Here is a 24,941-nt window from a genome sequence, read left to right on the forward strand (position 1 = left end):
ATAAAAAGCAAAAAAATAATTGCCAGTTTTTATTGGAATTTGAAGAAATATTAATGAATTAATCCAACCCTCAAAATAGTCAGAATATTTTAATTTTAATCCTTTGCTCATTACACTCAACATTGACAAACCAGTATAATCTATTAGTTTGTTAGATTTTCACTTTTTTGTTTTTTTACACAAATCCCTATATAAGTATAATTTATTTTTATTATTTAAACATCCTTTTTTAAAATCAATAAAGAGGGAATTGATTCCAAAAAAATACATTAATAATTACTAAAGTTACTTATTTTCAAAAAAACTCCCTTATTTGGGAGTTTTTTTGTTATAAATTATCCTAATAATACACCTAAAACCTCATCTTCAAAATTGACAGATTTGGTAGTCGTAATAATATTAGATGCAAGATGTTGTTTCTCTTGTAAAATCCGATGAACAATTTCTTCAACTGTCCCATTTGGAGTAAAACCATTTGTGTCTGTCACTATTGGATGATATATATATACATCTTTTTGTTGTCCAATGCGATAAACGCGGTCAGTTGCTTGATTTTCAACTGCAGGATTCCACCATCTAGTATAGTGAATAACATGATTAGCTGATGTAATCGTCAGTCCTGTACCTGCTGCTTTTGGTGAAAGAATCATAACATCGAATCCTTCTTTTTGATTAAACAGTTCGACTAAATCCATACGCCTATCTGTTTGGCCATTTATTATCATTGGGTTTACATTAAATTCATCACGAATACACTTACGCAGTATAGATTGCATCTTAATATATTCTGTAAAAATGAGTACTTTTTCTCCTTTTTGACGGACGGAATGAATAATATCAATAGTTTCTTTTAATTTGGGTATCTCTTTAAATGATACACTTTCATATGACTCACTTAGTAAAGCTGGATGCGAAGACAGTTTCTTTAAATGCTGAACCGCTTCTAACCCTTTCATCATTCCATTTTTTACAAGTGCTATAACTTCAGAATATAATTTTGACTGTATTTCACCCATTGGAACAGGATTTGAGACTATGTTTTTCTCTGGTAATTGTCCGGAAAGTTCTTCCGATTTCGTTCTACGTTTATATACACTTGCAATTTTTGAGATAAGTTCTTTTTCAATCTGATTTGCATTTTCACCTGACTTTAATGGTGTCACAAATTCTTTTTTAAAGGTCGATAAACTTCCTAATAATCCAGGCTGCACATAGTCTACGATTGACCATAAATCGATTAAACTATTTTCAACTGGAGTACCTGTTAATGCTAATCTCATTCTAGATTTTAGAGCTTTTATCACTCGGGAAGCTGAGGTAGATGGATTTTTTATAGCCTGAGCTTCATCACAGATTACTGCACTCCAATTAACTTGACCAAATAAAAGCTGATCATTCACCAGAGTTTGATATGTCGTTAAAATAATATTACACTGATTTAATGATTCAGGACTTTTATATCTACTAGTTCCTTGATGAGTATATAGTTTATTGAGCAATTGTGGAGCAAATTTACCAATTTCAATTTTCCAATTTTCAATTAAAGTTTTAGGTGCAACTATTAAAGTCGGTTGTAATTCATATTTTTCATATAAATAAGTTAAGAATGATATTACTTGTACTGTTTTTCCTAGCCCCATATCATCAGCAAGGAGTCCGCCAATTCTTCTATAGTGTAAATATTTCATCCAAATATAACCATCCACTTGAAATGGTTTTAATGTCGCATTGAATGACTTAGGAGTAACTTTTTCAAATATACCGGAATCATTAAATTCTGTCTGAAGATTTAGTAAAGGTTGATTAAATTCTAGGTGATCAATATTTTCAAAGATTTCAAGAATATATGGTAACTTATGAAGTTGTATCCCATTATTATCTACTATTTCTTCACTGATCTTTTTGGTGCCTTCAATAAACTCACTAGCATTTTCAGGTATTTTAAGCCAATGCCCATTCCATTCAATATAATCTTGGCCTTTATTTTTTGCTTCTAAAATTAAATTTTCAATTTCTTCATTAGCAAAGTCTTGCTTTTCACCCACTTCATCTACTGCTGAAAAACCAGTTTTTAAACCGAACCAACCTCTTTCGTTTTCAGATGCAAAAACGTATGGTTGAGCTTTATAAACTTTAATGCCTAAATTCTTTACTCGATCACTAAATTGAGATAAATCAATTCCACCAAATTCAGGAATAAATGCCTCTGGACTTTCAACAAATGATGGAATTGCTTGGCCTTTTATTGTTGGACTTTCTCTTATTATATCCGCTTGTTTTGAAGTCTCTTTATTAACAAAAATCTTCGCTCCATCTTGACTAAGATATCTAGCTTTTTTGTCACTCATTATATCAAGTATATTCTGTGAAATATTATCGTTTGACTTAAATTTTGGTAATAATGCTATCTCTTTACCATCATAATTTAAATCTAATTCCAGCTGATCAATGAATAGATACTGTTGTTTTTCAAGATATTCGTCCATTAGTATATTTAATTGTTTTGCTTTAGAACGAATACTTGCTACATAATTTAAAATGTCTTCTTTATTTTCCATCTCTGGAAACGTTTGAAGTTCTTTTTGAAATTTAAATTGCTCAGGTGACATTAAATATTCTGTGCCATCAACAAGTTTTACCCATGGTCCAACCTGTTTTCCAGTACGTTCGATGTGATTCCAATTCTTTAAATGTTTCTCAAGAATATACTTAAATTTACTTGTTCCTATTACACCTTCATGACCTAATTTCAACTGAAAAGTAGTAGGTGAAGGAATTTTCAATTGTTTTAAATACTCTTGATCTAGTTGAAAAATCACTTCTGTTTGAAGAAGATATTTTCCTTCAATATCAATTAATGCTTCTTCATACCAAAGTTGTTCTAAGGCCTCGAGAGTATCTAATTGGTCTTGTAGTTTTAATTCAGATATTGAAAGTTGTAAAGGAAAGGAAAAAGAATCATTTGTTTTCTGATTAAGCAGTTGATATACGATACCTTGCTCAGTTTTCGATTCTCTTATATGAATTTTAGTAACTTCTTCAAATTCATTTTTCTTTTTTCTGAAATTGAATAATTTTACCATTCTCGTATTCCTCACTTTGGTAATTCATTTAAATAAATACTCATTTGGGGATCGAACTTCTTCACTGGCCATGTATCGACCGGAAGATGAGTTAATTTATTAATAAATAATTCTATTCCTTGGTATTCAGTAATAGTTTCCTTTAACATATTTTCCTTAGTAGAATTACTTCTTGAATTTCTAAATTTAAAAGAATTAATTCTAGGATATATTAATTCATCAAATCCTGTTTTATGGTAGAAATAAGCTGCTCCCATTATTCCAAATTCAACTACCACAAAATCCTTAAAATACATAAAAGCTACTAGTGGATTTCTAATGACTTCGACATCTTCAAAGAAATCATTAAATCTTTTCCAATACTCGAACCTTTTATTATCTTTATCTTGTTCAAATACTTCTTTAAGTTTGGCTTGGTTTATCCATTTTTTTACTTTAATCATTGAAGTATCATCAAGAAAATCCCATAACTTGTCATCGTCTTTTGGGTTTAATAATCTATTTATAGCATTTTTTAATATCGCATCATCAAACTTTTTATATTCTCTAACCTCTATATAGTTTTTTAAAATATTTTGGTATACGTTTAATGGCATCTTATTTAAATACTCAATTATTTGTTTCATTTCTTCAGTTTCAAAAATTTTATTCGATTTAACACCTTTTAATAGCACACCTTCAATTAATTTTCTTTCAAGCGAACTTTCTTTAACTACTTTCAATTGTTTAAATACATTTGATAATATATCACTTGATTTTAATGCTATATCAACCAGTCCCATATTGATACCTGCTTTATTTAATAAAGCTTCACCGAATAATACTGATATATCTTCAGGCATACCTAGAAAGTTATCTGATTCTTTCGAATACGAAGATATGAGTATTGATTGAAGATATTCATTAGAAAAATATTCTTGATATAATTTCCAAATGATTTTTCCAAACTCGCTTTTGTACAAAGCTGTTAAAATATGGTTTATCTTAATTTGATCATCATGTTTCTCATTTGTGAATGGATATTCATACATCATAACCCTTATATCAAAGTTACTGAATTTAGATAGTATATTTTCTATATCTTTAATTTGGGTTTTTCGAATTAATTCTAGTAATTGAGGTAATTTAATAATAGTACCAGTCTCTATTAATGTATCATCTAAATCTTTAAATTTCTTTTCAATTTTATCTCGTTCAACTACTAGTTTTTTAGGTGCAAATGAAAAATGATAAAACTTCGAACTAACGCTCATTTGCTTTCACCATTTCATTTATTTTTTCAATAACTTGATCATCTTTTAATCTAAATTTGAACTCTACACGCCTAGATTTATTAGGATCAATCTGCCCGTTTTTCCCTTTGATTGGTACACTATATGAACGACCATTGGCTGTAATTATACTACTCAACTCTTTCTGGTATTTAAACTTTGGAAAATCAGGCGAGTAAACTTCTTGCACAACAGATAGCGCTCTTCCTTGAGATAAATTTAGATTATATAAATAAGTGCCTTGTTTGTCTGTATGACCTTCAACAATTATTTGAGATACTTCATTTTTAAATTCCTTAGACATTAAAATATCTACATACTTTGGAATAAATTCTTCAAGATACTTCCGTCCTTGTGGGGTTATCTCTGTACTATCTGATGCAAAGAAAACACCACCGGAAAACCGAATTGCCCCAGTATTTGGATCGACTTGTAATTGTAAATTCGAATTATCAAACTCTTTTACTAGTTGGTCAATCAGCTTTGCTTTAACTCCTACTATATCTTCTATTACTTTATTTTTTTCTTCAATCGTTTTTTGTGATTTCTCAAACGAGTCTTGCATTGTAAACATTGCAATCATTAATACTAAAGCAAAAATAATAACTAATCCAGACATCAGGTCGGTATATGATACCCAAAAACTTTCCTTCTCTTCTTCATGCCCGACAGAAGGGTATCGCCTAATATTGCGAAAACCTCTAGCCATAATATTTCATCACCTTATTTGGAATTTGTGGTTAAATTTAGTTTATTAATTGAGTTAATTGTATTTTTCAATTTATCCATCGCAGCAGGTAAATCACTAACCCCACTTACACTTTCATTGATGGAATCAACTGCTTTAGATAGATATTGAACAGATTTTGAAAGTTCTTCATCAAACTGACCAAATGTATATTCAAGTCCTTTATGCATTTCACTTGTAAACTGTTCCATTGATGTAGATAATTGTTTACCTACAGAATTTAATACATCTGAGCTAGATTTCCATAAATTGTTTAAAGTGTCTATTCGTTGATCCATATCTCTTAATTGTGCAATAAGGCTAGTGCTTACATCAGAAGAAACTTGATCAACTATTTTTCTTTCATTTAGTAACATCTGAAGTGATGCATTTAATTCATTCTGAATAGCTACAATAAGTTCACCATTTTTTTCAAAATGAGCTAAAGTTGAATTAATTTTTGAAGTTGACTCATTCGATAACTCAATTTGTTCTGTTAAATATTCAGAAACATTCATTTGTTTATCAGTTAATTCATTAAATCTTGTTAGATTTTTTAATAATCTATCGTTAAGCGATACTTGAGATTCTGTATGACCAGACAATGAAATCATACTATCATCTAATAATTGTAAGTGCTGTTTAAATTGATTATCGAATATTTTTCGTTCATCTGTCATGCTGCTAATAAGTTCCGTAAGAATAGTCTGTAAGTCACTATTCTTTTCATTAGAATCATTTAACTGAGCAATTGTGCTTTCCATTTGACTTTGATAGTCAGTTACTTGCTCTATATAACTATTAATTCGTTCTGTAAGAGTAGTAGATTTATCGATTAATATAGATTGTTCTTTAGCCGAACTTTGCATAGATTCAACTAATACAGTCATTTCGCTATGAACTTTTTGTTGCCATTCAACAGTTGATTTTAGAGCATCTCCTAAATCTCTCATATGATCACCTGTCATTTCATTAAGTGAAGTAACAAATTGATTCGTCATTTGCTTCATAGTATCCATTTGAGATGCACTAGAATTTTCTATCATTGTATTCATCATTGTCTTAGTTTCATCTAAGTGTGGTACAAGTGAGTTCTGAATCGATTCCGTAAAACCAGAAACCATAGTTGGAATGAGCATTTCTGTCATGAATGTTTGGAAATCACTCATTTGTTCTTTTTGATTTAATAACATTTGATGTAATACAATACTTTCTTCTTGAGTTGGGAAGGTTTCATCAAGTGCACTTCTAAGATTTGTGAAATCGTTTAATAGATTAGGATAGTAAATTAACTTATCGAAAAATTGATATACCCCTGATAAAAGTATCCCAATAATTGACGATATGAATTTAACTTTCATTCCTTCCAATAAAATATTTATCCCATTCTTCATAGTGCTTGCATCACCAGTGGCTTTCAATCCACTTACTCCTAATGCAATACCAGTAAACGTACCTATAATTCCTATTGCAAGAAATAATCCTGGTACTGTTTCAGCTAATTTCCTTTTACCAAACTTTCTTAAATACTCTTCTTCTAAGAAAAAGTCATACACATCTGGAGTAAAAATTACTCCATTTTGCTGATTCTGTTTATATTTATTAAAAAAATTCTTCCAAGAGGGAATGACATACAAAAAATAAAAATCTTCACTTTGCTTACTTTCTAACCATTTATCAAATTCTAAAAAACGATCCAAATTATCAAATTGACTTAATTCCTTAAGTTTAATGATAATTTCATTTACACTTTTCCTCGCCATATGATAAGGTCTGTATATTGTATTAATACTAAATATTGCTAAAACCAACATTAAAAATATGAATATAAAGCTAAGATATTGTTGCATTTAGTCCTCCTTAAAGTCTCTAAAACTTTATTAATAAACCTGTATTATTATAATACTTTTTCAATTTCAATAGTATGAGATTCAGAAAAAAAATAATGCAATTGTTGCCAATTTTATACTTTTTAAAACTTTTATAAATTTTCACGTAGATACTTGAGAGTTTTTAATTTCGAATTTCACATGTATATTAGTTTTTCACAATTGGATTCCTGGTAAAAGTCACGAAAACACCCCGTAATGTAATGACATTAACGGGGCTTTACAAATGAAATGTTATACTCTTACCAACTGTTCCTTCAACAAACCCAAACTTTCACCAATCCTAGTTACATCCACAAAAAAAACTCTCACATTAGTTTCGACAAACTCTAGATTATTTGCCACAAAACTAATATCAGTATTATCCATCTCATCACTCAAAGGATATAACAACCATATTTCCGCTGTTTCATATTTCTTCGAATAAGCATACATTTGATACATATCTACCTGTGAAATACCATAATTCTTTTGTGGATTATTATTCAGTAACTTCCACTTTGCATCTATTATAATTCTACTACCATCATCCCGTGTAATAACAATATCAGGCCTTAAAGCAAATTTCCTCGGATTATCAAATAAATAGTATCCTTTATCTTGTACCGAAATCTCCCAACCTAGATCAGCAAGTACTCGCTTTAAGTTCTGAGAAACATATGATTCAAAAACTTTCTCCATTGGAAACAACAGCGCTCTTGATGTGGTATTTCCAGAAAAAGTAGTAAAGCTTTGATTAATCAGGAATACTTTTGACCATTGCATCAACATTTCGTAATCTTTTGTATTTCGATCAATGACAACTTTTGAGAAATCCTTGGTATAGTTTGTTGATGGTTTAACCATTTCTAAATTGGTAAGAAGATGTCTAATTTCTTTAATATTAGCAGCACTAGTCGATAACTTTTGCAGTTTCAACAGTGTGGATTTTATCAAGCGATTTTCTGGACGATTTATTCCAAATTCGTCATATCTCATATAAAATCGTTCTTTATGAATAAGGTTTTTCTTTATATGCTCTTGAACAATTAATTTTCCCTTAAAGAAATTTATGTTCTCTTCTTTAGATAAATAAGACGAACGTAATCCTTTTTTAATGAGGTTAAGTACTTCTTGGATATACATATTGATGAAGATCTCATAAAGGTTCATTCGATCTATTTTTAAATAGGATTCGTTAAATATTTTACTTGGAAAGTCCTTCAAACTACGAAGCATTCTAAGAAATGTTTTCTTCGTATCTTCTATGCCATTATTCGAAATCTTTGGAAGTATTTGTAGCTGGAAATTACTTTTCGTTTGAATAATTCCAACATAATTCCGTGCTTGAATAACTTTTCCAACATTACGTCTTACACCAATCTTTAAGAAGTCTATAGCATCTGCTTCTCCTCTCTCGTTAAATGCTAGGATGTAATTTTCTAATTCGGTAAAAATTTCTTCTTTTAAATACTTTAAAGAAGTATCATTCATATAATCCTCGTTGCAAGTAATTGCCTCAAACTCTCGAACCTCTAACAGCCTGTTCATCTCTTCACCAAACTTTAGTAAATTTGTATATAACTATCTGCCTTATAAAAAGCCTCTTTCTGAATCATATATTTCTTTTCTGGCAAATCGATATCTGGATTACCTTTAAATACGTTCTTTACTTTTAATTCTTTATCAAGAATGAATTTATACTCATCATCAATTTTGGCATTATCTCCAAGCACTAATTGAATCTTGTCATAGTCCTCATAAAAATACTCTTGTAAAAGTGGAATAATTCCATTTTGGAATATTTCAGCTAGCTTCCTTAAAGAAGGATTCTTTGCTAAATCTGTAAAGTATGCATGTCCAATTGTATGTTCTCTATCATACAAATACTCAATTCTTTCATTAATAACTCTTAACATAGTTGCTATATTGATTCCTTCAATTTGATTAATTCCTAATTCCGTCAGTACATTGGAATCTGGCATCATTTCAATGAATTTAAATCTTCTTCTTAAAGCAGTATCCATTAGTGCAATTGACCGGTCAGCTGTATTCATAGTTCCTAAGATATATACATTACTTGGCACCCCAAAAACATCACCTGTATATGGCAATATCGCTGAAGCAGTTTCTGTTGCTCCAATTCTTTTAGTTTTTTCGATAAGTGTAATTAGTTCACCGAATATTTTTGAAATATTACCTCTATTAATCTCATCTATTATAAAAACGTGTGGTTCATGATTTTCTATATTTGCTTTGTCACAAAACTTCTTAAACACACCGGAAGAGTATTCGTATTGTATCTCTGTTGAAGAAGTGCTACTTTGATTACTTATAACTGGTTTAATTCCCTCGATGAATTCTTCATAACCATAAGACTGATGAAAAGTTGTAAATGCAATTCTATTACTTTTTACTAATTCTTTATATCGACTTAATACTGTTTCATAAGATTTCTTCTCTAATGCTTCAATACCTGTTTTATCACAAATAGCTACTGCATAGAGAATACTATTATAAGTTTTACCCGTTCCAGGTGGTCCAAATAGTATAGTGTTTAAACTAAACCTTGTATTTACCTCAGTACCCCTGTTATAAATTTGCATTTCTTTCCCTGGGTTAGTTTCTATTTTCTGATTTCCTATAGTCACATCATAGTAAGGCTCTAGTTTAACAAATGCTTCTCTAATTTGATTTACAATCCTAGCTGTATTTGTAGAAACGTATGGTCCATTAATTGCAACTTCTACTTGAACTTTAATTAGTTCATTATTTTCTACCATTCGTATAATATCTTCTCTTGGGTAATCCAAAATTTTATTAACCTCTTTATTTACTTGTGCTCTATAATATATAAGCTGGTCATTTTTTTCTAAATATATCAACTTATTATGTTTATCAAAATCTTCTTTATTACTTCCTATATCCCGTGCCTCTACAGAAACATAGATTAAAATACGATCTTCTATTTTGGCAATGGATAATGAAATACTCGATTTACTTTCATGAAATCCTTTTTTCTTATATTCAATCCAAAAATAATCTGGGATTTTTTGACCTTGATTAACCCAACTAGAACATGTTCCCATCTCAAACTCATTAAAACCTTTAATAGTTCTTTTACCTAATTCAATAAAGCTCCCTCTAGCTTTTATTCCTAATGCTCTAGCTTGACTCATATAATCCACTTGGTTAATGTTCATATTTTGTTGATTTGAAAAAATGATTGTTTCTTTGTCTGCTTTTTCAGGTTTTATATATTTGTTACCAGCATTCCATTGCAAAAAATTAACAATTGATTCAAAATCAATATCCGCTTCATTATTACCACTATTAATCAAATTGGAATACACCCCATCCACAAAATCAAGCAACATTTTTACACTTATAATACTTTCATCTAATTCAAATTTCATATTTAAATCCAAATCATCAGGTCTTTCTTTTACTCCTCCAAACTCACCAGGAGCAGTTAATCTTCTAAGTGAGTTCTCACCTGTTCTTAAATAACAATAAGTGTGATTACTATGATCTCCATTGCACCATTGTGAAAGTCTAGCCGGATCTATTTTTTTACTACATATCTGTTTGGCTACTTTCTGTATTTTGGGAATTTCAAAAAAGATGTTCGTATCATATAATACTTTATCATTTATAAATGACATATATGTAAGAAGTGCTGTTGCTAACCAAATTGAAGTTGAAACATTATCTAACTTCTTTTCAATAATTGGCTTAGGATATTCTAAATCGGGATATAACTCTTTTAGTGCATTGGCCAATTCTGGTTTAAGCTTCCACTCAAACGTACCTCTGTCACTATCAGCAACGTCTTGTCCATTAAATAAAATACACCAATATACATCTGAGTCACCTTTTCTAGCAGGTAATTTTTCAATATTAAGCTTTGTTGCAATTCTTTTTGCTAAAGCAGTTGCTAAACCGTTATAGGTTTGGGCGGTCCCTCCCAATATTTGACTTACTTCCTTACATGTAGCTGCGTGATTTTCAAATTTATAAACACATTTCATGTGCTCTATGTTTTTTTCTTTAAAAATTTCTTTGTCTTGTATTAGTTCTATCCACTGGTCTTTTGTAATTTCTACTTCGTAATCATAGTATCGTGGATATGAGCTATCAATTTTTTCTTGTAAGTTCATATATATATGTCACCTCTTTGTTATTATATCAATTGTTTTTTATTAAGAATAATTACGTTTAATTTTACTACACCAAGGCATATAAGTGGATTACGAAAATTAATGCTTGAGTAATTTCATAAGTAAAAATATTATTTCTCCTAACTAGAAAAATAAAAACCGTTAAAAACAAAAAGCACTAACTCCTTCTTTGTAAAGGAATTAAGAGCTGTTTTTTAGGGATAATTCAATTAGGATATAAAAAACTAGTGACCCCTACCCTGTCAAGGTATTAGTACTTTTTAATGGCTACACTAATTTCTAATGACGAGCAATAATAATTGCAATTAATACTTTCATTGTAATTCTTCCCCAAAAAATAAAAGACACTAAAATTTCAGTGTCTTCATTTCATAAGGTTTAAAACAAAATCGATTTAACTTGATTTGTTCTCACATTTATTCCTACTTGCTGATTGTTAACTAAAACCTCTTCTTTTACTTTTTCATTTAAATTAACAGTGTATACCTGTTGAATCTCATCATTAAATTGCAAAAAAGCATACTCTTCATTTTCCGATGAATTATAAAAACGAATGACAAATTTATCTACTTTTTCAGCCTTTTTCAACGTACTTAAAACAACATTTTGAGAACGCTCTTTAAAAAAGCTAAACTCCAACGGCGTCTTCACTTCAGACTCATTCAACTTCATAGCATCAAAAGGAATCTTATTATAAGCAACAATTGGAGTTGTATACTCCTTAACAATCCGAGCAACATTCTCTTCCTTATTATATGTCGTAATCGCAAACTCCAAAGACAACTTCCCAATCATCTGAGAATCCGGAGTAGGCAACTTAATCCCCGATGGTCGCCCTGGCCTACGAACCATCTCTTCTTTCCCAAGAAATCCAACACTCCTAAATAAAGTAATCGCTATCGTATCAAATTTATCACCAACAATTTCATACTCTCTTGTACTGTTAGTTAATACACTAACACCAAATTCATCGTTAGTTAAACCAACATAACTCAACATAGGATAAATCGAATCTGGACGCTCATCCCAATTTTCTTTCTCCCAGACATGAATTGCCGGATCTACCACATCTCGTTTAATTGAACCAAATTGGTTATCCGATACTGAAAAAGCTGAAGCAATACCCGCTGGAATTAACACTCTTAATCGATGATCCTTCGCTTGATTATTCACTTCAAAATTAATATCAAGTCTGGGCTTATGATTTGGAACATTCACTAGAATATGAACCTCGACAGCACTATCAATAATTTGTTCTTTCCGTTTTTCTAAGTTTGATGGAACAGCCAATGTATATTTAATATCAATCGTTGCACCATACCGATTTTGCTGAACATTTGTTTCAGCATGAACAGAATCACTATAAATTAACTCCTCATTTAGAAGTGGCGAGTAATCATATTCATCACCATCATCACCACCATTTTCTAAAAGCAGCACATTAGTAAAGCTTTGTTCATGTTGCTTATCAAAAATTTTCAATGTTCCATTCGAATTAACGGTAATCTTGTAATAATCAGTTTCAATCTCATTCGTAAAATAAGTTATCTTCTTTAAGACTTCATCACTTTCTTCTACAAAATAGGTCTTATAACCCATTGATGGAATCTTATCTTTTAACTGGATTGTATATTCAATAAAAGGATCGTAATTTCCATAATGAACAATTTGACGGTCAATTAAGCCCGGGTCAGTAATCTTACTTTCGATAATTTCGAAATCTATTTCATTCGATTCATGATCAACAAGCTTAAATGATTTTAACTTAGTCATAACGTTTGTTGTCACAACTTCAGTTCGTTCATAAGGAAGTAAGTTAAAAAGTGTAATCCGATCATGCTCGTTAGTTGTATCCATCGAATCAACAATTTTACGTTTATAAAAATTAATTAGCTGATCAACTTTTTCTTCAGCTAAATAAAAACGATTTAATATTTCACGATGTACTTTATCAGAACAGCAACAGCCAATACTATCATGTGCATGATTTTTCATGATTTCTTTCCATATTAACTCAATCAAACCATGGTGATACTCAAATCCTAACCGATAAGCGATTGAAGCAAGTGGTTCTAATATATTGGTGATTTTATTCTCAATTCTAGTATTCGCTGCTTTAATATCCATTCTAGTCGAGTAAATACTTCGATGAACACGCATGTACTTACCATCTAGAAATTCACCTTTCAATGTATCTAGATCTTTTTGTGCTTCTAGATTTTCAAAGACATTTTCATATTTACTTAAGAAAAATTCACGCTCTGGATAAAGTTTTTGTAGCTTTTCGATGATTGTAAAAATATTCTTTTGAATTGGCATTTGATCATGGCCATTCGGTAAGATAATATGTTCAGTTGTTGCACCTCGATCAAGTACCGTAAAATACTTATCAATTCTATTTTGTAGTGCTTCCTCATCTTCAGGTAAATACTTACCGATTGCATACCCTAGCGGAAACAATTGAACTAATACTTTCGAACCATCATCTGTCTCCCAATAAAATTCAGTTCTGTCTGTACCATGACGTTCAGAAGTCCCTCTCCAGAAAATTGAATACTTAATATCAAACCCGTTTAAGATCATCGGCATTTGAGCTGATTGTCCAAACGAATCTGGAAGATAACCAATTTTCATCGGTACTCCAAACTCTTCGCAATCCTTCATTCCGTACAATAAGTTACGAACGATTGACTCACCACCAACAATCATTTCATCCGTTTGCGTATACCATGGTCCAATAATTAATCGCCCTTCTTGAACTAGCTTTTTTACTCGCTCTTTATTTTCTGGTTTTACTGCAAAGTAATCCTCCAAGATTGCTGTTTGTCCATCTAATACATAGTAAGGATAATCAGGATTTGTTTCTAACATCTCCATAATTTCTTCCATATTATTAACTAATAGAATTCTAGATTCTTCCGTTGTAAAATACCATTCTCTGTCCCAATGCATATGTGGGACGATATGAACTTTTTTCATTTTGTGCCTCCACTCTTATGCTACATTTTGTTGTGATGATTTTACTTGTATATCTTTAACGATTTTTTGTTTTCTTGTCATGATTAGTAAAATTGTAGAAATAACTGCTCCAATTAAGGCCGCTCCAAACCAAATACTTGCAGCTACTATGGTTGGTTTCCCTTGAAGTAAAGCTAATGAGAAAATCCCAGCACCTGGAACATTTAAACCAATATTAAAGTAAGCAACAATCGCTCCCGTTACTGCCGAACCAGCAATTAATGAAGGAATCACTCGGAGTGGATCGTTAATCATAAAAGGAATCGCCCCTTCTGTTATTCCAGCTAATCCAAGTAACCAAGTTTGTTTACCAATTTCTTTTTCTTGTTCGGAAAATAAATGTTTACCTATGATCGTTGCTCCAGTGACGGAGAATGCAGAAACCATTTTGACAGAAGCAAACGCTGCGTAAGGTACAATATTTCCGCTCGCCATTGCACCAATACAGAATGTGTAAGCAGCTTTGTTTACTGGACCACCAAGATCAAATGAAACCATAGCTCCCAAAATTGCTCCAAGTATTATCGCGTTTGTCCCACTCATTCCATTGAGCCAATCAATTAATCCTTCGTTTAAGAAAGCTAAGGGCTTACCAATTACAAATAGCATAATTGAACCAACCACTAATGTTCCTACTACAGGATAAAACCAGAAACTAACAAAGCCTGCAAAAGTCCCTTTAGGTTTCACTTTTACTTTTAAATACTTTAAGAAATAACCGGCTAGTAATCCTCCAAGCATACCTCCTAAAAATCCACTGCCGATTAAATTAGCCGCAACCCCTGCTGCAAAACCTGGCCCTAATGCTGGTTTATCTGCAATCGAGTAGGCCATATACGCTGATAAAATCGGAATCATGATTTGTCCTAATAAAGAACCACCTAATTGACGTAATAGCCATAACCATGATCCTTCTGCGGCATATACATCTTGAAGTCCAAATGCTTGAGCAATAAAGACAGCCGCTGCTAATGTCATACCACCAGCTACAATCACAGGGATAATATGAGAGATTCCTGTTAAAAGAGAATCCTTAATTTCTGTTTTAGTAGTTTTAGTTTCTACTTCATAATGTTGCTCATCTCTTTCGTCCATTTCTGATTTAGGCGCATTTCCCACTTTTCGAAGAGCCTGTTCTAAAATTCCTTTTGCATTTCGAATTGGTGCTGCTACAGATGTTTTAACTTTTGGAAGATGCTTGAATCGCTCTTCATCTTTTACCGCAACATCCACCGCAAATATAATCGCATCAGCCTTTCTAATTAAATCAAACGTATGACGATCTTCAATTCCATTGGCTCCTTGTTTTTCAACGAATACATTAATACCTAATTCATTTCCCGCTTTCACGAGTGCTTCCGCTGCCATATATGTATGTGCAATGCCAGCTGGACAAGCTGTAATAGCTAATACTGTTTTATCATCATTTGGAGAGACTTTCAGATTAGTAGGTAATAAAGGTGCATCAAGACGATTAAATAGTTCTTTATTTGTTCTTGCTTGTAGAAGATTATTTTTATACTCTTCATCAGATAATCTTGTAACCAGTTCAGCTAATAAAGTAAGATGCGTAGTGCCTTCCTCTTCTTTTGGAATCGCTAACAATATAACTAATTCAACTTGATTATTTGGATCAACACTTTCCCAATTATTCATTGGTTTCTCAAGTGTAACAACCGCAAACGAAGACTCTTTAACAGATGATGATTTGCCATGTGGAATTGCTAGCCCACCTTCAAATCCAGTAGGTGATAAATTTTCTCTTTCCATCACCGCATTGTAAAACTCTTCTTCAGAATGGATTTTCCCTTCTGTTGCCAACTTTTTAACTAAATATTTTATGATTTCTTCTTTAGATGAAAATGACATTTTTGTACTAATTAAAGCTTCTGAAGTTAACTTATTTAATTGCATTCTGTAACCCCTTTCATTAATTAATGGACTACTTTGGATACATCATATCAAAAAAAAAATTAGAAGCCGGAAACTTCTTATTTTTACACAGTTTTTAGTAAATTTTTATTTTTAGTGTGTATTTATACACATCATTTTAATGTTTTCCAGTAATACTCTGATAAGGATCTAATAACAAACAATAAAGGTGTTTTATCCGTTACATTGTATTCATTCATTTTTTTATTAGGAGAATAGCAATACAAGTTCACGTCTGCTATTTGTTGTAAAGGATTTTTACTAAAATGAGTAAGCGATATTAACTTTATTCCCTTAAACTTTGCTAATTCTGCAACATCTAATACTTGAGCTGTTTCTCCAGATAATGAAATTAAAAAAAGTAAATTATTCTCTTTAGAATCAAATTTAGAAAGCTCATATAAGACATCGTGTCGGTGAATATAATACTCAGCTTGTTTACCGACAACTTTCAGATTTTTTATCATCATTTCACAAAAAGGTGCAGTATCCCCTACTGCAAAGAAAAGCACCCTGCGTGCTTCTTGAATTAATTTTGTGGTAAGGGAAAGCGTATTTTGATCAATTAGTCCAATTGTTTTATGTATGTTATAAGTTAAACTATCTTCTTCAGTAAAAATACTTTGACTATTCATTTCCTCTTTTAAACTATTCTTCATCTGAGAGTATCCATCAAAACCTAATTTTTTAGATAATCTCGTAATCGTATTCGGAACCGTAAATAACCTTGCAGCCAAATACTGTATTGAAAAGCCTACAACATCCTCTTTATTATTAAGGATGAACTCGACGATTTGATCATCCGTATCGTTTAGCTTATATTCATATTTTTGAATCCTTTCTTGAAATTGTAACATTAACATACACCTACTTTTATGTACTAGAAGTATTTATGCAAAAAAGAGAACAACTCTAACATTGTTCTCTTTTTCTATTGTTCTTTCCTTTTTATTTTTTACTCAACAATAAAAGGTTCAATATATGCTGTTTGATTTAGACCTAAATTATCAATTTTAACTTCTTTTACTTTACCTATTTCAATACCCGGTAGATAGATTCCACCTAAACCAGAGGTAACAATCATTTCACCAGCTTTTAATTTATCATTTACATTGAAAAGAGTCATTTTTGACATAATCAGGCAAAAGTCTCCTTCCTCAAGCGTGTCCAACGGTAAGTGGGAGATGAATTGCCTTTTTACGATAGAAAAACATATGGTTATATGCTATGATTTTCTTATGAATTGTTCTTTGGTAAGTAGTTATATAAGGTTGAGTGGACAAATAAGACATAGTGCGAAAACCAAGCCCGTCACCCCTTCCACTCGTAAAATAACTAAGGTAACGAAAGAACCTCCATTCGTTGGACATCTACCGCAGGAACTGTGGGAAGTAACGCTCGTGGAGATGAAAGGTTGCTTTCGTCACGGAATCGAGAAGCCCCCACTTCAAGCGTTAGCTAAGTGGTGGAGTCGTTCACATAGCCAGTTTTCTCATCTGCTCCTTTAATTAGACCTTGTAATTGATGATTATTTTTGGTTGGACTGAAATATAAGAGTTAAATTTCACCGCACTTAATAGTTCTACCTTTGAACTTTTCTTTTAGACTTCGATTACTTTACCTACTATTCCTTGAGATGTCATTACATTAGTATTTATTTTCACACCATCTTTAGATTCTTTATTAATTTCAACAAAGCTGTTCCAAGTATCAAAAGCTCTTTTTGTGACGATCGCTACATCAATTTTGTATATTTGACTTTCTTTATTTAGTCTTTCTTTTAGCATTTTTAATTCTTTATTTTCGATAGTAAATTGAATTATCTTTGCTTTTAAAGATGTTTCATTGCTCATTTTTTTATTTAAGTAATCATTTTCTTTTTTTAATTTATTTAAGTCACAATTTCAATTTAAGAATATCATGAAAAATATCCTAAATAAGAAGGGTAATATGGCAATTTTGTGTTTTAACAATTTTAATAGAATCTCCTTTTATTATTCCTAATTATTACCAATAAATTAAGAGTTGAAAAATAAAAAGTCAACTGCCGACAGTTGACTTTTGTTGCTGAAAGATATATAAATTATAGTTTAAATCAAACTTATGAATTATACATCAAACCCATAACTAATTACTTCGCATTAGCATCAGGTTGATGAATTCCAAAAATATTACCTTCAGTGTCAATGAAGTATCCTTGCCAAGCCATTCCAGGCAGTGCATATTTAGGCATTGCTACTTTGCCACCATTTTCAACAATTTTAGCTTCCGTAACGTCATAATTTTCTACTCCCATGGTACATGCATATCCATTTAATGGTTGGTTTGCTTCAGGAGGAGCACTTTGGCGCTGCATTAAGGCACCATTAATTCCCATTTCGTCCTCATTACCTGTCACTGCACCAAAGTATGGCATTCCTGCATATTCACTCCAATCTTGAAACGTCCAATCAAATACCTCTCCATAAAACTTCTTTGCACGTTCCATGTTATCAACATGAATTTCGAAATGAACTAATCTTCCCATAATTTCCTCCTATGTTTTACAAAAATTTTCCTTAACTCATCTAGTATGTACACTATAGTTGCTTATTTATTATTATATTGGATATGGAAATAAATTCAATTTCCAAAGAAATATTTCTTTTATCATTCGTTCGACATTATTCTAAATTACTAAATTTTATCGTTTTTCGTTCAGCAATAACTTAAATACTAGTATTTTATATTTTATCTAATCAATTTTTCAACCGTAGGAAGGTCAGCTGGAGCCCATTCAAGTTCTTTTAACTCAGAAATTTCTGTCCATTCGATCTTCGCATGCTCATTAGCTACTGGCGTACCGCTTATAATCTTAGCTTCGTAAGTTATCAAATTTACAATTATATTTGGATACTCATGTATGACATCCTCAACTAATTCGGTTACAGATATTTCACAGCCTAATTCTTCTTGTATTTCACGAACCAACGCCTCTTTAGGTTTTTCATTCTTTTCGATTTTTCCACCAGGAAATTCCCAGCTATTTGGCATGCTCATTTCTGGTGAACGTAAGGCACATAATATTTGGTTTTGATCGTTTCGTATGACAGCTCCGACTACTTTAATTTGCTTTTTCATTGATTCCTAATTCCTTTTAATTTAATTATTACTTTATTATTTATACCGCCATGATACTATTTCCCACTTTTATCTAATATACGAATTGCTTTTTCAATTTTAGCTAGCGTCTTACCCATCCCAAAATCTATTATTTGTGTGTGTGGTTGAGCCGATTTATTTTTGTTTTTTTTTTATCCCAAAATGCAATTCTCCTCCTTTTTTATCTCTCTTTTTTATCTCTTTATATTTTATCAAAGAAAATAGAAAGACTAATTCAAAAGTAAGAAGATAATAAGAACTCTTTAGTATGCTCTAAATATGAATAAGAATACCAGTTTTATCATCAGAATGAGTCTTATTTTTTAGTTCATCTTTTTCTAATTGTAATGAATAGTCCTCCAAACTCATTTAATTATGATTAGATCCCTCCATTCATTTTTAAATACCATAGTGACTTTACTGAGTTTTATGTTGAACTTACCTATTCAAAAAGTACTCGGTAGTGCTTTATTGAAATAATTTATGATCCAATCAGTTAAGTTAAATTACAATAAATTGATAAATCTAATAAGTTCAAATATAATTCACTATTTGTTCGTAAAAACAGTTTATTTCTCTGTTAACATGAAATTATCTTAATATATCAAGGAGGTTTAATATGAATTTTACAGACAATGATATTACAATCGATATTTCAAACTTTGATGAAAAAATGACCATGACGTTTGAAAAAATTGACGAAAATACTATTCATGTAAAAACTACAACTGAAACAGGAAAAACGTATAGTTTAACTTATAACAATACTCAAAGCTATTTTGAACTTAACGGTGAAAGAGGAGAAATTTATTTAGAAGAATTTTATGATGAAAATGAAGCTCTTATAGCAAATTCAGCCAATTTATCAGCGAGATATGTTCCTACACCTGAAGGAGGAGCAACATCAATAGTATATGTTTCAACATCAAAATTACATTTTTCTAAGAATGTTAGCTCTTTAGGAGCGCTAGTTACCGTTGTAGGTGGGATCTTAGGCGCAGCCTATCTAACTGGATTTTCTATCGCAAAATCTGATATATCTGGAAAAATTAGTGCTTGGTTTAGTGTTATTGGAATGGCACTGTATTTTTCAACAGCTAAATCAGATGGATACTGGCAGTACTCAACATATCGTTCCAAAAATAAAGTGAACACTGGCTATGGTAAATTATTATATCAATACCGCTACCAGAATGCTAAACTAAATTTCAAGTTAGGAAAAAACACATTTGATAAATCTTTTAGCAATATTGGTTCATGGTGGTTCGCAGAAAAACCATATTAATTAAAGGAAGATGCCAATGACAACTCTAACACAAAATCAAAAATTATTTTTTTCAATCTGGATACCTTCTATAATAATAGGAATCATTTTTTTGATTAAAGAAGATGGTTTTAAAATTTCTATATGGTATCAAACTATCCTCGCTTTATCAACTTTAATATTTAGCTATGCTAATTGGAAAAATAAAAATCTTGCAAGATTTATAATCACCGCTAGTGTATGTTTAACAGTTTCAACTTCAATATTGATTTATTTCATTTAATTCCTTCCTAAATTTTCTATTATCCAATGAATATAATATATGGTAATTCTATTAAAAAAATCGCAATCCTTCTATTGAATTGCGATTTTTTTGATAAGTATTACGAACCTGTCGATCGATAATGTCTCACTCCAATTTGCCAAACTAGTAAACAAGGTATAATAAAAATAATCCCCACTATTGACGATAACATATAAAGATACGCTTTCCCCTCCGTCTTATCCAAAATGTACATTAAAGGTAAGTAATTCACACATCCAAAGGGTATAACAAATGTAAAAAATTTCGTTATCCATTTCTGATAGATATTTAATGGATACTGTGCCATTTCTCTACCGCCATCTGTAAAAATATTGACCACTTCGAGACCTTGAACTGTCCAAAAACACATCGTTGCAGCAAGGATAAAGATTCCGGTAAAAATAAAGACCCCGCTGATAATCATCAAAATAATGGTTACTACTTTCATACTGCTCCATTCGATGGGGAGATTATTTAATGCCCAAATCAAAACAATTAAACTCTGAAGCAATCTACCAATTCTAGTAAACTCGAATTTAGAACCCATAACTTGAATGATCGTACTTCTAGGACGAACAAGTACTCGATCAAAGCTACCGCTAGCTACTAGACTAGAAAAAGAGTCAAATCCACGCGCAAAACATTCACTTAAAGCAAAAGCCATATGGATAATCGCAAAACAAAGCGCAACCTCGTAGAAAGTCCATCCTTTAATTTGTCCAAAACGTTCAAATAAAAAATAAAGACCCGCAAACATCGAGAACGGGATTAAAAACTGGCCAATTGTTAAAAGAAAAAAAGAAGTGCGGTATTCCATTTGTGATTTAAAGAGAATAAGTAGATATTTAAAATATAGTCCCATGTCTCAACCTCCTTGGACCACGACTCTTCGTAAGGCTTTATTAAAAGCAATTCTTCCTAGCCAAATAAGTAAAATTAACCAAATAATTTGTATGACGATACCAATTACTGCTTCAGTTTGAGGAATATTCCCAGAGTAAACCCTAAACGGGAAATCAGCTGTCCATCGAAACGGAAGGAAATAAGCAACGGTCTGAAGCCAAGCTGGCATTAGGGGAATCGGAATTGTTAATCCAGAGAAAAATTCACCAATAACCCCAAACAGAAGTAAAGAACCAATTGGTGACATTGTCACAAATACTGAAATATAAATGAACATTGAAATCGAAACTAGTAGAAGTAATCCAAAAATCAGGGCAAGTAAAAATAACACAAAGGTTAAGACACTTGGTGGTAACGTCATTTTATAAGGTTGAGGTAAAAGGAATGCAACTAGTAGGATTGGGAAACACCTTAGAATTGCACTCGACAAGCGTTGGGCTAAAAGTTTTGAATACCAAAATCCGTAGATTTCGCATGGTCTGCAAAGCTCATATGCGATATTCCCAGTTGTAATTAGATCAAAAAGCTCATTATCACGAAACCACAGCATGATGAAAGCTAAAAAGGATTGTTGTAACCATAAGTATGTAATGATTTCTTTTAAAGAAAGTGGTTGAGAATGTACTGTTTGACTATAAAAAGCTTCAAAGATCATGATGTACATAAATCCCCAGAAAAACTGTGTTGCTACCCCCGCCAATGCAGCTGAACGATATTGCATTCCGTTCAATAATCTTAATTTTAGTACAGAAACATATGGCTTCATATTTGAAACTCCTTGTAGAGACCAACGATAATTTCTTCAATTGGTTGTGCTTCAATCGTCACATCGAGTAGATCAACTTTACTGGATAAACTAGAAATCACATCAGATATTTTAACTTGTTCCGTGTCTAAACTTAAAATTGCCCGTTCAGAAGACCATGAAATAATTGTGGTTCCAGGAATTTCAAATGGATTGTGGTCCTCTCGATAATCTACCGTAATCGTTTTATGAGTCCCAAAATGTTTTCTTAATTCATTTAAGTTACCATCGAACAATAAACTTCCTTTACCAATTAAAATAACCCGATCAGCTAAAGCTTCAATATCATTCATATCATGTGTCGTAAGAATGACGGTAACGCCTTTTTCTTTATTTATCCTTTTAATGAACTCGCGTACGGCAATTTTTGAAACAGCATCTAGCCCAATTGTGGGTTCATCCAAAAATAAAATTTTAGGACTATGTAGCAATGATGCTGCGATTTCACAACGCATCCTTTGTCCTAAGCTTAATTGTCGTACAGGTGAATGAATTAGACTTTGTAAATCGAGAGTTTCAATCAGTAGATCAAGAGTATCTTGATATTCGTTTTGAGGAATTTTATAAATATCGCGTAGAAGTTCAAACGAATCTATGACGGGTACATCCCACCATAATTGAGACCGTTGCCCAAAAACAACACCGATATGTTTAACATAGGAAGCTCTTTCCTTCCATGGAGTGTATCCCATTATGCTACACGTCCCTCGATCTGGAACCAATATTCCGCTCATGATTTTAATCGTAGTTGACTTCCCTGCGCCATTCGGACCAATATAACCGACGATTTCCCCCGGTTCAATAGAGAAGGAAATATCATTCAACGCTTCAACAATCGTATGCTCACGATAAAAAAGCCCCTTCACAGCCTGCCTAAGTCCTGAAGAACGTTTCGCAACCTTGAAGGATTTACTTAAACCATTTACTGTAATCAATTTTTTCGCCTCCTAACATTTTTTGACTGGAAGAAAAATACTATCATCATAATATCGGCACGTCAATATTTTTTTCAGTTTATTCAGTAATTTTTAAAAATTAAAGTAGTTGGCAACAAAAAAAGAATGAAATTAATTAATCTCATCCTTTTTTAGTAAATCACTTATACATCAAATACTTTATTCGAACCTTCTTAAATTCATCCAGTTCCTTCTCGTATTTATTCATGATGTCTGTAACGGAAGCTCCATCAAGAATCATTGTTCTGATCCAGTCGTTTCCAATTAATTTATCAAAGAAGTTGTTTGATAGAAATTCAAAATCATTTGGGTACATGTCATGAATCATTTTAATGATGTGAAGTCCTGTTGAGACCGCTTCTAATTTGTCTCGGTCCGTGACATAGATTTCAACACCATGGCTCAGTATTCCCGCATGTTTTGAAAATGTTGGTATAAAGGATGCCGATCTGAATTTCACACCCGGAAGTCTTAATGCGTTCAGCTTTGCTGCAAGGTCTGTTCCATTTATATATGGAGCGCCAATTGTTTCAAAAGGCTTGGTTGTTCCGCGTCCCTCTGACACATTTGTACCTTCAATTAGACCAGTTGCTGGATATATAAATGTTGTTGAAACTGTCGGCATATTAGGTGATGGTAAAACAAAAGGTAGTCCTGTTTCGTCGTAATCCATGGAACGTTTCCAGCCTTTCATTTTGACGACTTTTAAATCTGCTCCAATTTTATATTCTTTATTGAAGAAAGTAGCGAGTTCTCCCACTGTCATTCCATGCTTCGTTGGAATTGGGTACATCCCAATAAAGGATGAGGAGTTAGGTTCGAGAACAGGTCCGTCAACTGAAGGTCCACCTAGTGGATTCGGACGATCAAGTACTACAATTGGAATATTGTTTTCTTTTGCAGCTTCTATTGCATATGCCATGGTATAGATATATGTGTAGTGGCGTGTACCCACGTCCTGTATATCAAAGAGAAGTAAGTCTACATTTTTAAGCATTTCAGCTGTTGGTTTATTTGTTTTTCCATAAAGACTGTAAACAGGTAGTCCTGTTTTATCGTCAATATACGATTCGACATAACTTCCAGCCTGGGCATCACCGCGAACTCCATGCTCAGGCCCGAATAAAGCTGTTAGTTCGATATCTGGATCCTCATACAACAAATCAACAATGCTGTTTAGTTTTGAGTCAATACCCGTAGGATTGGTAATTAAGCCGACTTTTTTTCCCTTTAAAAGTTCTTTCTGATCATCTAAAAGAACTTCAATTCCAGGAGTTACTTTATTCTTTTTCTTATTTGCAGAAACATCTTTTTCGATAGGCCATGTACAAAGGGCAAGTACTAGAATCATAATGAGCAAAAATACTCGTTTCAATCTCCCCCCTCCTCTACTGAGGCCACTGAAAAAGTCCTTGTGGTTTAAAAAAGTGAAGGCTTTCTCGATTTATCGAGGAAGCCTTCACTTTTTTCTTGTATAATTATTGTATC

General features: G+C 32.0%; 18 protein-coding genes. 1 reads left to right on the forward strand and 17 read right to left on the reverse strand.

Annotated elements, in window-relative coordinates; genetic code table 11:
• Positions 1-335 precede the first annotated feature (335 nt).
• The 13 genes from ACFVRR_RS18275 to mutT form a co-directional block, all read right to left on the reverse strand.
• On the reverse strand, positions 336-3,083 hold the full coding sequence (locus ACFVRR_RS18275) for a DEAD/DEAH box helicase (RefSeq protein WP_387331461.1): 2,748 nt from the start codon (positions 3,081-3,083) through the stop codon (positions 336-338).
• A gap of 11 nt (positions 3,084-3,094) precedes the next feature.
• Positions 3,095-4,336: a hypothetical protein gene (locus ACFVRR_RS18280; protein ID WP_387331463.1), complete on the reverse strand. Its 1,242-nt coding sequence runs from the start codon at positions 4,334-4,336 to the stop codon at positions 3,095-3,097.
• Complete coding sequence (locus ACFVRR_RS18285) at positions 4,326-5,063, reverse strand: OmpA/MotB family protein (RefSeq protein ID WP_387331465.1); 738 nt, start codon at positions 5,061-5,063, stop codon at positions 4,326-4,328. The genes ACFVRR_RS18280 and ACFVRR_RS18285 overlap by 11 nt, the downstream gene beginning before the upstream one ends.
• 14 nt (positions 5,064-5,077) lie before the next feature.
• Positions 5,078-6,931 (reverse strand): hypothetical protein, encoded by a 1,854-nt coding sequence (locus ACFVRR_RS18290; protein WP_387331467.1) that lies wholly within the window; start codon positions 6,929-6,931, stop codon positions 5,078-5,080.
• 273 nt (positions 6,932-7,204) lie between these two features.
• Positions 7,205-8,500 (reverse strand): McrC family protein, encoded by a 1,296-nt coding sequence (locus ACFVRR_RS18295; protein ID WP_387331469.1) that lies wholly within the window; start codon positions 8,498-8,500, stop codon positions 7,205-7,207.
• A gap of 14 nt (positions 8,501-8,514) precedes the next feature.
• Positions 8,515-11,109 (reverse strand): McrB family protein, encoded by a 2,595-nt coding sequence (locus ACFVRR_RS18300; RefSeq protein ID WP_387331471.1) that lies wholly within the window; start codon positions 11,107-11,109, stop codon positions 8,515-8,517.
• Between the two features lie 399 nt (positions 11,110-11,508).
• Positions 11,509-14,109, reverse strand: coding sequence for a mannosylglycerate hydrolase (gene mngB, locus ACFVRR_RS18305; RefSeq protein WP_387331473.1), 2,601 nt, complete (start codon positions 14,107-14,109; stop codon positions 11,509-11,511).
• A 15-nt stretch (positions 14,110-14,124) separates the two neighbouring features.
• Complete coding sequence (gene mngA / locus ACFVRR_RS18310; RefSeq protein ID WP_387331475.1) at positions 14,125-16,062, reverse strand: PTS 2-O-a-mannosyl-D-glycerate transporter subunit IIABC; 1,938 nt, start codon at positions 16,060-16,062, stop codon at positions 14,125-14,127.
• Positions 16,063-16,193: 131 nt separating this feature from the next.
• Entirely contained in the window at positions 16,194-16,937 is a 744-nt protein-coding gene (locus tag ACFVRR_RS18315) for a MurR/RpiR family transcriptional regulator (protein WP_387331477.1), read from the reverse strand.
• A gap of 98 nt (positions 16,938-17,035) precedes the next feature.
• Entirely contained in the window at positions 17,036-17,215 is a 180-nt protein-coding gene (locus tag ACFVRR_RS18320) for a rod shape-determining protein MreC (protein ID WP_387331479.1), read from the reverse strand.
• Positions 17,216-17,681: 466 nt separating this feature from the next.
• A complete protein-coding gene (locus tag ACFVRR_RS18325; protein ID WP_387331481.1) occupies positions 17,682-17,867 on the reverse strand; it encodes a rod shape-determining protein MreC in 186 nt (61 codons plus the stop codon).
• A 344-nt stretch (positions 17,868-18,211) separates the two neighbouring features.
• A complete protein-coding gene (locus tag ACFVRR_RS18330) occupies positions 18,212-18,607 on the reverse strand; it encodes a VOC family protein (RefSeq protein ID WP_387331483.1) in 396 nt (131 codons plus the stop codon).
• Positions 18,608-18,810: 203 nt separating this feature from the next.
• The gene (mutT, locus tag ACFVRR_RS18335) at positions 18,811-19,200 is read right to left on the reverse strand and encodes an 8-oxo-dGTP diphosphatase MutT (protein ID WP_387331485.1); all 390 of its coding nucleotides are present in this window, start codon (positions 19,198-19,200) and stop codon (positions 18,811-18,813) included.
• A 640-nt stretch (positions 19,201-19,840) separates the two neighbouring features.
• Here mutT and ACFVRR_RS18340 point away from each other — a divergent pair.
• Complete coding sequence (locus tag ACFVRR_RS18340) at positions 19,841-20,506, forward strand: hypothetical protein (RefSeq protein ID WP_387331487.1); 666 nt, start codon at positions 19,841-19,843, stop codon at positions 20,504-20,506.
• Between the two features lie 362 nt (positions 20,507-20,868).
• Here the strand turns inward: ACFVRR_RS18340 and ACFVRR_RS18345 are convergent, their stop codons facing one another.
• The 4 genes from ACFVRR_RS18345 to ACFVRR_RS18360 all read right to left on the reverse strand — a co-directional run bounded on the left by ACFVRR_RS18345 (position 20,869) and on the right by ACFVRR_RS18360 (position 24,804).
• Complete coding sequence (locus ACFVRR_RS18345; RefSeq protein ID WP_387331489.1) at positions 20,869-21,651, reverse strand: ABC transporter permease; 783 nt, start codon at positions 21,649-21,651, stop codon at positions 20,869-20,871.
• A gap of 3 nt (positions 21,652-21,654) precedes the next feature.
• A complete protein-coding gene (locus tag ACFVRR_RS18350; protein WP_387331491.1) occupies positions 21,655-22,458 on the reverse strand; it encodes an ABC transporter permease in 804 nt (267 codons plus the stop codon).
• Entirely contained in the window at positions 22,455-23,432 is a 978-nt protein-coding gene (locus ACFVRR_RS18355) for an ABC transporter ATP-binding protein (RefSeq protein WP_387331493.1), read from the reverse strand. Before ACFVRR_RS18355 ends, ACFVRR_RS18350 begins: the two co-directional genes overlap by 4 nt.
• A 160-nt stretch (positions 23,433-23,592) precedes the next feature.
• Entirely contained in the window at positions 23,593-24,804 is a 1,212-nt protein-coding gene (locus ACFVRR_RS18360) for an exo-beta-N-acetylmuramidase NamZ family protein (RefSeq protein ID WP_387331503.1), read from the reverse strand.
• Positions 24,805-24,941: the final 137 nt, after the last annotated feature.

This window comes from Gottfriedia sp. NPDC057948 (assembly GCF_042887255.1).
In the GTDB taxonomy this organism is placed as follows: Bacteria; Bacillota; Bacilli; order Bacillales; family Bacillaceae_G; genus Gottfriedia.